General features: G+C 36.6%; 7 protein-coding genes. 2 read left to right on the top strand and 5 right to left on the bottom strand.

What is annotated here, in order from left to right; all coding sequences use genetic code 11:
- Positions 1-493 precede the first annotated feature (493 nt).
- Positions 494-5,323 (bottom strand): nSTAND1 domain-containing NTPase, encoded by a 4,830-nt coding sequence (locus tag ANA_RS09940; RefSeq protein WP_015079940.1) that lies wholly within the window; start codon positions 5,321-5,323, stop codon positions 494-496.
- Between the two features lie 170 nt (positions 5,324-5,493).
- A complete protein-coding gene (locus ANA_RS09935; protein ID WP_041458353.1) occupies positions 5,494-6,861 on the bottom strand; it encodes an AAA family ATPase in 1,368 nt (455 codons plus the stop codon).
- Positions 6,862-7,352: 491 nt separating this feature from the next.
- Here ANA_RS09935 and bchI point away from each other — a divergent pair, with 491 nt between their 5' ends.
- Entirely contained in the window at positions 7,353-8,471 is a 1,119-nt protein-coding gene (bchI, locus tag ANA_RS09930) for a magnesium chelatase ATPase subunit I (protein ID WP_015079938.1), read from the top strand.
- A gap of 14 nt (positions 8,472-8,485) precedes the next feature.
- Here the strand turns inward: bchI and ANA_RS09925 are convergent, their stop codons facing one another.
- Entirely contained in the window at positions 8,486-8,845 is a 360-nt protein-coding gene (locus tag ANA_RS09925) for a hypothetical protein (protein ID WP_041457915.1), read from the bottom strand.
- Between the two features lie 17 nt (positions 8,846-8,862).
- On the opposite strand from ANA_RS09925, the gene ANA_RS09920 reads away from it, so the two are divergent.
- Entirely contained in the window at positions 8,863-9,180 is a 318-nt protein-coding gene (locus tag ANA_RS09920; RefSeq protein ID WP_015079937.1) for a hypothetical protein, read from the top strand.
- Here the strand turns inward: ANA_RS09920 and ANA_RS09915 are convergent.
- Together ANA_RS09915 and ANA_RS09910 are read right to left on the bottom strand one after the other, a co-directional pair.
- Positions 9,175-9,894: a Uma2 family endonuclease gene (locus ANA_RS09915; protein ID WP_041458352.1), complete on the bottom strand. Its 720-nt coding sequence runs from the start codon at positions 9,892-9,894 to the stop codon at positions 9,175-9,177. The two genes, ANA_RS09920 and ANA_RS09915, sit on opposite strands and share 6 nt — an antisense overlap.
- Positions 9,895-10,162: 268 nt before the next feature.
- Positions 10,163-14,125 (bottom strand): Eco57I restriction-modification methylase domain-containing protein, encoded by a 3,963-nt coding sequence (locus tag ANA_RS09910; RefSeq protein ID WP_015079935.1) that lies wholly within the window; start codon positions 14,123-14,125, stop codon positions 10,163-10,165.
- Between the last annotated feature and the right edge of the window lies 1 nt (position 14,126).

Here is a 14,126-nt window from a genome sequence, read left to right as displayed (position 1 = left end):
AATCAAATAGGATTACTATATGCTAATTATTGTTGATATCCGATAATTACCCCCTTTAATCCCTCGATACTTTGGGGGGAAACCAGAAAATCCAGTCCCCTCCCCTTTGTGAGGCTATCGTGTACACACAAGTTATACTCGAAACGGCTGGATTGTTTGATTCTAAACGTAGGGGTAAAGCAAGAGCTTCATTGGTGTCAACTTAACCTAAAACCCATAGCCCACCTGGGAATGAATTCCCAGTCTAATAGCAGAAGTCATCTGAAGATGACTAAATAACCCGGAAATTTTTGAGTAAACTTTAGTTTACTTTCGCTATTAGCCCGGAAATTCATTTCTGGGTGGGTGTGGAAGCCAACAAATAAGCCATCTGTAGCCTAAGTTGACACCAATGGGGTGGGGTTAATTCCTTCAACACCGCATCAGTAAAGGGATTTTTCCCCGCCTTCAAATCCCTAATTTGCCCTTTTTGGACAACACTTCCTCACTCCGCTCACTTGCGTTTAGCTTTGCCTTTGTTAGCAAACTCCTGTGCTTTTGCTTGGGGGTCAAATTGTAAATTTTTATCCCATTCTTTAGCTTGGCGGAAATTAGCTAAAGCCCCATTCATATCATCATTTGCTGCCAAGTTCTCACCTTGGATAACCAACACCGTTGCTGCTAATAATAACCGAGATGGAGTTTGGCAATCCTTTAATTCTGCCAACACTTGAGGATTACCAATCAAATAATTATTCAGCAAATTGCAACCACTGGTGACTAAATTATCTAAATCCAAATCCCATAAAATGATCGTCTTGTCAGCACTCCCAGAAGCCAGTTTTTTGCCGTCGGGGCTAAATCCCACACTCCTGACCTCACGCTCATGACCTTTCAGGGTATTCAGGACTTTCCCTGTGGTCACGTCCCAGATTTTGATCGTCTTGTCATCACTCCCAGAAGCCAGTTGTTTACCGTCGGGGCTAAATCCCACACTATAGACCAAACCCTCATGACCTTTCAGGGTATTCAGGACTTTCCCTGTGGTCACGTCCCAGATTTTGATGGTGTTGTCAAAACTCCCAGAAGCCAGTTGTTTGCCGTCGGGGCTAAATCCCACAATGAGCCTACTCTCATTATCTTTCAGGGTATTCAGGACTTTCCCTGTGGTCACGTCCCAGATTTTGATCGTCTTGTCACCACTCCCAGAAGCCAGTTTTTTGCCGTCGGGGCTAAATCCCACACTCCTGACCCAACCCTCATGACCTTTCAGGGTATTCAGGACTTTCCCTGTGGTCACGTCCCAGATTTTGATCGTCTTGTCACCACTCCCAGAAGCCAGTTTTTTGCCGTCGGGGCTAAATCCCACACTCCTGACCCAACCCTCATGACCTTTCAGGGTATTCAGGACTTTCCCTGTGGTCACGTCCCAGATTTTGATCGTCTTGTCACCACTCCCAGAAGCCAGTTTTTGTCCGTCGGGGCTAAATCCCACACTCCAGACCGTACTCTCATGACCTTTCAGGGTATTCAGGACTTTCCCTGTGGTCACGTCCCAGATTTTGATCGTCTTGTCAGCACTCCCAGAAGCCATTTTTTTGCCGTCGGGGCTAAATCCCACACTCCTGACCCAACCCTCATGACCTTTCAGGGTATTCAGGACTTTCCCTGTGGTCACGTCCCAGATTTTGATCGTCTTGTCAGCACTCCCAGAAGCCAGTTTTTGTCCGTCGGGGCTAAATCCCACACTATAGACCTCACCCTTATGACCTTTCAGGGTATTCAGGACTTTCCCTGTGGTCACGTCCCAGATTTTGATCGTCTTGTCATCACTCCCAGAAGCCAATTGTTGTCCGTCGGGGCTAAATCCCACACTAATGACCTCACCCTCATGACCTTTCAGGGTATTCAGGACTTTCCCTGTGGTCACGTCCCAGATTTTGATCGTCTTGTCAGCACTCCCAGAAGCCAGTTGTTGTCCGTCGGGGCTAAATTCCACACTAGAGACCGTACTCTCATGACCTTTCAGGGTATTCAGGACTTTCCCTGTGGTCACGTCCCAGATTTTGATCGTCTTGTCACCACTCCCAGAAGCCAGTTGTTGTCCGTCGGGGCTAAATCCCACACTCCAGACCACACCCTCATGACCTTTCAGGGTATTCAGGACTTTCCCTGTGGTCACGTCCCAGATTTTGATCGTCTTGTCAGCACTCCCAGAAGCCAGTTTTTGTCCGTCGGGGCTAAATCCCACACTAGAGACCCAACCCTTATGACCTTTCAGGGTATTCAGGACTTTCCCTGTGGTCACGTCCCAGATTTTGATCGTCTTGTCACCACTCCCAGAAGCCAGTTGTTGTCCGTCGGGGCTAAATCCCACACTCCTGACCCAACTCTCATGACCTTTCAGGGTATTAACTGCTAAGGCTCTATTTTCTGGCTTTTCATTACGTTGCAAATATACTGCTTGCTGTAATGCTGCTGTCGTTGGTTCTTGAGTATCCAATGTTGCCCAAGATGCCAGTTTGACTTTTTGATTTACTCTTAATGCTTCTATCAAAGCATTACCGCGTTCTCCTGAAGCAAACATGGCTTCACTAGATTTAGTTAAGGCTTGAATTGCATTAATATCAGCTTGTTGTTTTTGAGTTTCTGCTGTTTTTGCAGCATTCCAAGCTGTGACTGTTAGCAAGGTTAATGCTATTCCTGCGGCTACTGAACCTGCCAGGGCAATTTTGAGAAAGCGATTGAGTTTAGCTTCACCGATTTTTCTTTGTTGTTTTTCCCATTCTAGTTTTTGGCTGAGTGGTTCTTGTTGCTGACGAATAAAAGCTGCTAAATAATCATGAACTAATTGATAACGGTCACAGGGATTTTCTGGTAACAACACCACTAAACCAGATTTGACAAATATTTCTAATACTAAATCTAAGTTATTCTCAGTTTCATTTTTATCTCGTTCTAATAATGATTGTAAATTTTCTTCTAATTCTGCCTTAGTCTTTAACGGTCTTGTTCCTTGTTCGTCTGTGAGAAAATAAAGTAATAATTCAGCAAGTTCTTGATTTTTCTCACCACAATCATTGACTATTTCTCCTAAATAACTTTTCACCAATTCTTGTTTGTTACCGATTTTCTGATATGCTACTAAAGTTGTGATATTTTCTGTTTCTAATTGCGCCCCCACAAGTTGTAATTCAATGGGACGAACTGAACCTACTTCTCCCGCTAAATCTTCTACCAGTCGCTTAATTAAATCCGGTTCTAATTGAAAATCAGTTTTTTTAGTTAAACTCTCAATTGTAGTTTTAGCATTTTCTGGGGTTAAATTCCCTAATTTATACAACACATTTTTACTCAGAATACCATCACCAATAATATTCATATCGGTAATTTCATCACATTCTAATAAAAGATGTAAATAATCTACCCGCAAAGATAAAATTACTCGCAAGAATCCAATATTTTTATGATTTAGACATTTCCCTAAAAACTGAAAAAATTCTGTTCTATCTTTATCGTCAGGACACACAAAGAAGAATTCTTCAAACTGGTCAAAGATTAATACTGTTCTTCGGTATTTTTCAATTTCTACCAATTTTAAAATAAACTCTTCTTGAGTATCTAATTTTAAATCTTCTGATTTTAAGTTTTCTGGTAATACATCTAATAGTTCTTTTGCTAATTCTGTAAACCAACTATTATAAACTCTAATCGTCACAGGTAAATTATCTTGAAAACCTATAGCTTTATTTTGCAATGCAGGAATTAACCCAGCATTAACTAGAGAACTTTTACCAACTCCCGACTGTCCATGAATGACAATAATTTTTTTATCAGTTCTACCAATTCTTGCTAGTAATTCATCTACATCTATTTTCCGTCCAGATGCTTCAATTTCTGGAGAAATATTTTCTTTTTTAATGGTTTGATTTGTTTGTAGAGACGTTCCGTAATTTGTTTGTAGAGACGTTCCATGGAACGTCTCTACATTTAGATTTGTATTTTTTGATGGTTTTAACCAACCCGCACCAATAAACGCCCGCAAACCAAATTGTTGTTCAATAGAACGAGATTGTAATTTGGTATTAAAAGCTTTCAGATATTCTGTTTTTTGAAATAATAGTTTTTGTAAAAGATTGAGAATTTTAACATAAAGCTTTGGTTGATTATTGATAACCCCAATATCTTTAGCAAATTCTAAACTACTAATTGCTTGTTCATATTGTTGTAATTTTTCTTGAGCTTGTGCTAGAATTAAAAGTAGACTTTGACGATAATAATTTATTAGGGGTAACTCATGAATTACCCCTATCCCTTGATTAGCAATTTTTGCTGCTTCTGAAAAATTTGATTGTTCAAAATTAGCTATTGCTAAAAATAGATAATCTTCCGCTATTTTCAAGATATTATTTTCAGCTTGATGTATTTCTAAAGCTTGTTGAGATAATGTTTTTAATTGTTCCCATGCTTTTAAATCTTGGAGAATTAACCCAAATTTTGATAAAGAATTAGCAATTAAATCCAGACGTTGAGCATTTTTAAACTTTTCTAATATTTGTTGAATACAATTTATTATTTCTCCCCCTTCCCTGGTAGGGAAGGGGGTTGGGGGGTTAGGTCTTAATTTTTCATAATTGCAAATTGTCAGATGATAAAGTATTTTCCCTGGAATTTCTAAATTATCGGTTGTTTGCCAAAAATCTAAACTTTGTTGATAGTAATTAATAGCTGTATCCAATCGTTCTTTGTTATACTCAATAAATCCTTTTAGAAAATTACAATTAGCTTGAAAATCTGGTTCTAATTTTTGATCATATTTTTGTAAGTCTTGTAATGCTAATTCAAGTTCTTGTAGATTTACATTCAAATCATCATTTAATATCTTATCTATTATTGATTTAAGTAAATCAATTAATTCATCAAAAGGAAGAGAGAAATTGATAGTAATTCCCCAACTTTCTAAATCAGGTGCAGATTCCATGATTTGTTGATATATTTGATTATTAATCCATAGCACTAGGGGATATGAACAATTATTTCTAAATTCTTCCCTGACTTGATTAGCTGAACTGAACATCTTTGATAAATTCGGTAAAGATTCCCAACCGACAATCATTAATGCTGCAATTTCCTGATTAAATTCTTCTTGAATCGCATTATATAATGTTCTTTCTGATGCTTGAAGTCGTAAAATCTGAATTTCAATTTGACAGATTTTTTGTAATTCTTGAATGAGTTGATTTTGTAAGTTGAGATAATTACATTTAGCTAAAATCAGCTTAAAGTCTCCTTGGGATGCTTCTATAGACCATGCTAAATCTTCTAGTTGTTGTGAGTTGTTCATAGTATTAATTTGTGATAAACAAGATCCCCGACTTCTGAACTTTAACCTCGATAAATAATAACATTGATCGAAGGCAATAATTCAGGTGAGATGATAAGATCCCCGACTTCTTTGATTTATTGTGTCCATAAATTATAAATTGATCTCAGAAGTCGGGGATCTAAATCCTGTTAATCCTTAAATCCTGGATATCCTGATTCAAACAACTTTTCTGATTCTGCTAAAATCGGATTGACATCAAACCATAATTCACCCTGATCTCGATATTCAAATACAAATCTACTGCGAATTAATTTCTGATATCCTTGATCATCACTAACGTGCTTAGTTTTTTTAACACGGCGTAATAATTCCCATTCTTCATCAGAAATAGTTAAAGACATTTCATTCCGTCGTTCACGAATAATCTGCTCTAAGGTATGACTCTGGAGAGGAAATTTTTTATCTTTCATAATCCAGGGGTTTAATAACCGCAAAATATCGCGCACATGACCACCGCTAACCTGACACAAGCGGTCTAGACTTGCTGGAGCATCAAAAATTTCAGTAATTTTATTTAAGCGGTCTTCTGGGGCTAAATTAGGAAATGCTCTAGCTAAAATCATCTGTTGCATTAGTGCTAATCCCTGTTCATGGACTTTACCATCTGAAGACTTGACGGGAACCATTGGTAATATTTTTGGTTCTTCTGGAAATCGTTGGGTTAGTGTGCCATATTCATTGGAAAATTTCAAAGCCAGGGGCATGGTATAAATAACATGACAATTCAGTTTGGTGAGATATTCTCCTTGGTCAACAAATAGATATTCTTGTTGTGTCCGACCCCAGGATTTAACACTATTATCTATACGGTCTAGGTTATCAACTATGACCACTAAACCATTTTTACCCTGTTGTTTGAGTTTAGAAATAGCAGGTTCTAAAAGTTCTTGATTAATTGCTTGTAGTAAGTTGGTTTTCTGTGGTCCTAAATATTGATTTACTTTGGTTCTTAATGTGGAATCACTTTTCATTTTTGTGGTGATTTCCCCAATACCCAAAGACAGAGACAACTTTTGTCCGTCAACAGTATAACCAATATCATGACCAGCAAATTTACCTTTAACACCTGTAACTTCAGAGTTTAAGATGTTCCATGCACCTTGAAGTAATTCCTGAAATTTTTTCGGTTCTTCGAGAACAATTTTCTCAAGACTTTTACTAATGCGACTAGCAATGGCTAAAAATACATCAGCAATATCTATATCTGTGATTTCTAGATCTTCGCTAGATTCAAAATAAACAACATGAAAATCTGCTGCTTCTAATTCTACCTGTAATCGTAATAATTCTGTGGATTTACCGCAACCTATATGTCCAGTAAATAGGTTACAGGTAGGCTCATCTGGATTCCACACTGTAATACTATCTTTGATAGTGCTGATGATATCCTCACCACGCACTTTAGAAAAGTCAATATAACATTTTTGATCTTCTACATTCTGCGCTTTTAGAGTGCGTGCGGGGTTAGTGGCTTTATAAAAATCCTTAATATCCATTTTGCTAGTAGTATAATTGTCCTGATAGTTGAGGAATATCCCTACTGACAATAATACTTGTTTCTCAGTAATTTCAGTTATTTTTCCCATAATTTTAATAATTTTATGAGAATCAGGATTTACAAGATCAAACCATGAACAGGATTTTATTTTACTCACATCCTGTCAATTCTTAAATCCTGGTTATCCTAATGCTGACAATTTCTGTATTTTAAAATCTAGATATGATAACAGCCAGATCATACACCTTGATAATAGCACAAAAAGTCAAGAGGTCAAGAACCTAGTAAAATGGTTATCTTATTGCAAGCATTCTCAATAATCTTGAGAATGAAGCAGACTTATTCTCAATAAACATAGTCTTGTGCTTTTTTTGTAAAAGTCTGATTTAAAAAACTTATAGCCTTCAGTTTTTAACTGACAACTGACCCACATTCGCAAAATGTGTCAAAATAAAGAATTGTCATAAAAAATATTGTTAAGGTAATTTAGTGACTTCAACTGCTCAAGCTAGTGCGAGTGCGCGTCGTGCGGTCTTCCCATTTACAGCCATCGTCGGTCAAGAAGAAATGAAACTGGCACTGCTGTTAAATGTCATTGACCCCAAAATTGGTGGTGTAATGATTATGGGCGATCGCGGCACCGGAAAATCTACAACTATCCGCGCCTTGGCGGACCTTTTACCAGAAATCCCTGTTGTCGCCAATGACCCCTTCAACAGTGACCCCAACGACACGGACTTGATGAGTGATGAAGTCCGTCAACAGGTAGCACAGGGGTTAGAAATTCCCATCACTCACAAAAAGGTGCAAATGGTAGATTTACCATTGGGCGCTACAGAAGACCGCGTTTGTGGGACAATTGACATTGAAAAAGCCTTATCTGAGGGTGTCAAAGCTTTTGAACCGGGACTCCTAGCCAAAGCCAACCGGGGTATTCTCTACGTTGATGAGGTCAACTTGTTAGATGACCACTTGGTAGACGTACTCCTCGATTCCGCTGCTAGTGGCTGGAATACCGTGGAACGGGAAGGAATTTCTATCCGTCACCCTGCGAAGTTTGTTCTCGTTGGTTCAGGAAATCCTGAAGAAGGGGAATTACGTCCTCAACTTCTCGACCGTTTTGGAATGCACGCGGAAATTCATACCGTTAAAGAACCAGCTTTACGGGTACAAATTGTGGAGGAACGGGGTGAATTTGACCAAAATCCGCCTGTGTATTTAGAAAAACACCAAGCACCACAAGTAGCATTACAAGAGAAAATTGTCAATGCCCAAAACTTATTACCACAAGTTAATTTAGACTATGACTTCCGGGTGAAAATTTCCGAAGTTTGTTCAGAATTAGATGTGGACGGGTTGCGGGGTGACATCGTGACGAACCGTGCGGCTAAAGCCTTGACAGCTTTTGAAGGTCGGACAGAAGTTACAATTGACGATATCCGTCGGGTAATTACTTTATGTCTGCGTCACCGTTTGCGGAAAGATCCTTTAGAATCTATTGATACTGGCTATAAAGTGGAAAAGGTCTTTTGTCGGGTTTTTGGTGTGGAACTTCCAGAAGATTCAACCCAGAAAAATGGTGCAGGGATGAAAGCTGGCGCTCGTTAGTGATAATGTAGATGTCAGTGGAAAGTAAACTGTCTACTAACCACTGACAACTGTACGGGCGAAGCATTTGGAGAACTATCTTTGGCAATGACCGATAATCTATCTTCCAAATGCTTCGCCCCTACTGACAACTGTACGGGCGAAGCATTTGGAGAACTATCTTTGGCAATGACCGATAATTTATCTTCCAAATGCTTCGCCCCTACTGACAACTGTACGGGCGAAGCATTTGGAGAACTATCTTTGGCAATGACCGATAATTTATCTTCCAAATGCTTCGCCCCTACTGACAACTGTACGGGCGAAGCATTTGGAGAACTATTTTTGGCAATGACCGATAATTTATCTTCCAAATGCTTCGCCCCTACTGACAACTGACAACTGACAAATTATGAGAACTTGGAATTTTTGGTTAAACAGCTTGATTTTATTGATTCAACATCATCCACCCCGATTTGTGGAGTTATTAATGTTAACATTAGCGATCGCTCTGCTGACAGTCTCCATCATTGTCCCAGATAAACCCTACATCATACTAGGTTTAAGTTTTGTCGTGGGAGCATCAACTTCTATATTAGTCCGGGAAGCAATGTCTCCCACCGGCAACAACCAGACAGTTTTAACTCAACAACGCCTTACCCAATTTACCGCATTACTGTTATTAGGAATTAGTATTTACGGTTTTGCAGATTTAATTCACACGCTATAAATTTTCAGGATCAACTCCTAATTTTTTTAACATCTCTGCTAATTTATTAGCTTTTTTCTCAGATTCTAACCATTTTCTTTCAGATTCTAAATGTTTTTCCTCACTTTGTTGCATCCTTTCTTCCGGTGTTAAAAATCGTTTTCCATTTTCATCAAACCAATATAACCATTCCCTAGTTATTCCTTGATATGTTGCTTTTTCCATTCCTATTCCTAACCCTATCTCTGGTAGAAAAACAGGGTTTCCTGACAGTAATTTATATTCTCCATTGACTAATTTGTAAACCTCTAAACGTTGTTTTCTTTTACGCTGAGAATTATAAACTACATAATATAATATCCCCAATTCTTGAGCATAAAAATCTTTCTTAGTGCTATATTCTCCCCTATAGGTATGAGACACTATTTCTAACACTAAAATCGGTAATTTTTGTTCTTCCCATAATACATAACTGCGGCGTAAATCTTCATCAATTAATCTGGGAATACCAATACTTAAAAATCCATCTGGGACAATTGCAGGTTTATCTGGATCATAATATATTCCCATGTCTACGCCAAAAAACCAATCCCATCTTTGGAACCAGATTAAGGCTAACATGGCTTTTAATAAACCGGGAATTAAATCTTGTAGTTCGTTATCCACTGGTGTGTCGTCAGAGTCGGGTAATTCCTTAGATGAGGGTAAATAATTTAATTGGCTGTATTTTAGCATGATTGATATTACCAATTCTTTTTTCATTGTAATCCAAATCACCGACTTCTAAGAGGGTGTTTGAAAAGTTTTAGGCTGTGATTTTAGGCACTTACAGATCCCCCCTAACCCCCCTTGCTAAGGGGGGAACTAGAGTCAAAGTCCCCCTTTTCAAGGGGGATTTAGGGGGATCTAAAAATATTTGATACACCATGAGGGACTTTTCAAACATCCTCTAACAAAAATCTATCATTTATTTACAAAATGAAAACAGAAGTCGGGGATATTTTTATCCTTGAATTATGGCTTTTTCTTCTTCAGTTAAACCATACAACCGATAAACGATTTCATCAATTAACCAATCACATTGTTTTAGTTGTTTTTTGATTGGTAAGAGTGTATTTAAACTTGATTGATATTCTTTTGCTAATGTTTCCTGTTCTTTTCTCGCGGTGGGATCTATTTTTAGTTTTTTCTGATTTTTCTTGAGGATACCAATTAATTCATCAAAGGTTAAATGGTTATCTCCTTGCTTTTGTTTATAATAATCACCTAAATAATTTTGAATTTTCGATTTATTGGTAAGATTATCAATATCAGTACCGATAAATCTTTCTAACCATGTCAAAAAGCCTTTAGTTTCTGTTTGTTTTTGTTTATTTAGTTCTATCATTTGTTCGGCTAAATATGCGAGAAAATCATGAATTACATCCGCTTCTGATGGTTGTTGATTGAGGTGGTAATCAATTTGGGTAAATAGGATATTTGGATTATGATTGATTTGATATTGTTGGTAAAAACTAATAATATTTTCTAGATATGCTTGGCGTTTTTCTAGGGGAGTTGTAAAGGAGATTTTGGGAATGGGAAGCGCAGCAAAATCATCTAACAAGATCTGAGGGAATGTATCATCTTCCCTAATAGCAAATTTTTTGCGAAAAACAAAACCTATAAGATTACTATTTAATATAGTTAGTAATGTCTTAAGGTGATAATTTGACACTGGTGGATAAATAGTCTTGATAATATATAATAAAGTATTACTATAAGCTTCTTTTTCATAAAAGCTTCCAAATAATCTAGTACCAACAACTTTTCTAAAAAGCAAGCGTTCTTTATTGAATAAATCCTCATTTCTTGGTTCGGCCAGCCATTTACCCCATTTAATCCAATTATCATTATTCCAAATAATAGAATATCTATTTATAGACTGACCTTCAAAGAAAGGACTAAATGAATTATCTACCTTTGTTAATGATGTAAATGGTTTAGAATCCATTATATTAGAAGTCTGAGGAGGATTCCCTTTTCCCTTCTGATAAGCTTTAAGTCCATAGCTAATAGTTACAATTTTATTTAAGTCATCACTCTTATCAGCAACTTTCTCAAGTATTAAAGCCTCTTTTGGATAAAGATATGGATTAATAATATGTTGATGAAACTTTAGCCAGTAATCTTGGGTTCTATAATAATTTATTTGGTCTGTGTCATCAAGATTCACTAAAGATTTATTTTTATGGCATGGTATAATCAAAACATCACTATACTCTAATTGATCAGATAATTTCTTCTGAATTACATAAATACTTGTATCAACTGTAGCGTCAGAAAAAACTGTCTTAGGAAGTGCTACTATTGCTTTCAAATAACCTGTTTTCAAAAAAGTAACTCTTAAGTTTTCCGTAAAATCAAGATACATCCAGTTATCTGGTACAATAAGTGAAACTAAACCAAGATGACGTATTAATAGCAAAAAAGTTTTTTCCATAAAAGCAACATAACTTTCTGCTCTATACTGAACATATTGATAATTATTCTTTAGATAATTAGCATCTATTTCGTTTAAAAAAGAACCATAAGGAGGATTTCCAATCACAGCATCAAAACCAGGATTTTCTTTCCAACTTGCATTTTCTAAATCAATAAAAACCTCTGGAAATTCCAAATCCCAATGAAAAAACCGCTTTTCTTCAAATAACTTTCTCGCGTCTTCATATACTGCAATATCAGCAGCATTCATACTTTCAGGGTTAGCATTAATCGCATTTGTACCATAAACCCGTAAGAAATGATCAGCACGTTTCAAACCAAAATATTTAGAAACATAAATATCTAATAACCGTTTATAAGGTTTCGCAGCTTGATCAAATTCCTTAAATAACCTTTCGCTAGTTTCCACTTCCGCAAAAGTTGCATCACTTAACGTACTCACACCGCGCATAATTTCCGCAGCACGTAACAACCCGACAAAGGGACCAGTTAATAAATTTAATTGTCCACTTTCCTCTTTTACCATATTCGCTTCTGCTTCTCGCGCAGTCGTACCAATAAGGGAATTTCCGCAGCGCAAATGATGATCTAAAAAACTCAAAGGAGCGCCAATTGTGAAGGAATGTAACCATAAACTCACCTTTGCTAATTCTACAGCCATTGGGTTCAAATCCACACCATAAATACAGCGTTTCATTACCACCCGTTGCAAAAGTTGAGTATCTTCTAACTTATTGACATCAATAGTAATTCCCTGCTGTTGTAAATTTGCTAAAATCCCCTCGCGGGTTTGTTTCAACATCTCCAAAACCGGATTATGTTCAGGATATTCATTTAAAATACTGATTAATTCATCTGTAAAATAATCAACAGCTTCTACCAAAAAATGTCCGCTTCCCATTGCAGGATCACATATTTTAATATCAAGGAGAGTATTTGTACTTTTTCTTTCTAAACGTTGTAAATCTTTTTGTAAACCATTACGGCTTTGTACTCCTAATCTACCATCTGCCATTTTTTCATGTAATTGGCTAATTTGCGTCATCAAATCCGCAAATTTTTGTTTTCTCTCCTCTAAAATCGGTTTGAGAGTATGACTAACAATGTATTTAACAATGTAATCAGGTGTGTAATAAGAACCCGTAGCTTTGCGTTCACCCTTATCATTTTCTAAATAAACTTTACCCGTATTTCCATCTGCAATCACTACGCGATATTCTAATAAACCTTCATAAATTGAACCCAATTGTCGCACACCTAAAAAGCTGTAGTCAATGGGTAATTTTTCAAACCGTGCTAATTTATCCAAAGCAGGAAATAAGACAGCATCAGATAATTGATGTTCATACAAGAAATAATTATCTGGATAATCTTTGATATCCTCAACTTCATGAAAATCAAAATGGAATAAACCACCATTATAACGAGGTACTTCTAAAGCTGAATCACCTCTATCTACTATTTCAAATAAACCTAATAAACTCTTATAAATCTTTGTTGAAGTTCCACTTAATGTTTTTTGTTTATCAACACTTTCCGCTATTTCTTGAGTAATTTTAATCAAACTATAATCACGGTAAGCTGTGGTAATTGGTAATAGGTTTCTCGCTTCAGCATATAATAGAAATAACAACTTATATAAAAATGATAAAGTAGCTGCATAAACCTGTTTTGGTTCTCCAGTTTTTCCCCGTCTGATAGCGTCTGCAACAAAACCCCCTGCTAAGTCAGGAAATATTTGCTCAAATACCAATGTTTTTAATTCATTTCCTACTTGAGTCGCATAGGTTGTACTTCCTTCTCTGACTCTTTCCAAAAAGTTTTTATTGTAACTATCTTTTTCAAAAGCAGCACTTCTAAAAAATAACCAGAAATATTTGAACTTTTCCAAATCTTCAGTTTCTAATAATTCTACCAAATCAATAGGATAAAATTCCGTTGCGGTAGAAGATGCTTGACGATAATATAAACGCCATTCTCTCCCATTGGTTAAAATTCCCCAATCAACTCCCGTACCAGTCAAATAACTAGAAATTTGAAAAGATGGATTTTCATTCTTGAAAATATCTCTTTTATCATTAGCAGAAACTTTACTTAATGGTCTTTCCCAATATTTAGCTTCTGCGATAACTAATACCCTACCATAAAAAGCAGTTTCATTATTTTGAAAAGAGTAAGCTGTATCCCTTTCAGTTTCATTTGCAAACAACGCATAATCAGGACGTTCGGCTCTACCTTTACCACGAGTCACGACTTGAGGAATATTAGAAAAGCCTAAAATATCTAATACAGGTTTAATAAATACATCTTCTGTTTGCGCTTCATTGAGAGTCGGTAAAATCGCTTTTTTTGATAAATAGAGTTTATTTAGTTTCTCAAAATCTAGTTTAATATCTAATTTCCATTCTGGACATTCTTGAATTCGATAGTCTAAATAATGTTGAGAAAATAATGGTTTATTGATGTTTTTTGCATTTGTCATA

The sequence above is a fragment of the Anabaena sp. 90 genome (genome assembly GCF_000312705.1).
Lineage (GTDB): Bacteria > Cyanobacteriota > Cyanobacteriia > Cyanobacteriales > Nostocaceae > Dolichospermum > Dolichospermum lemmermannii.
The sequence above is the reverse complement of the archived record's forward strand: the minus strand, read 5'-3'. Positions and strand labels throughout refer to the sequence as shown.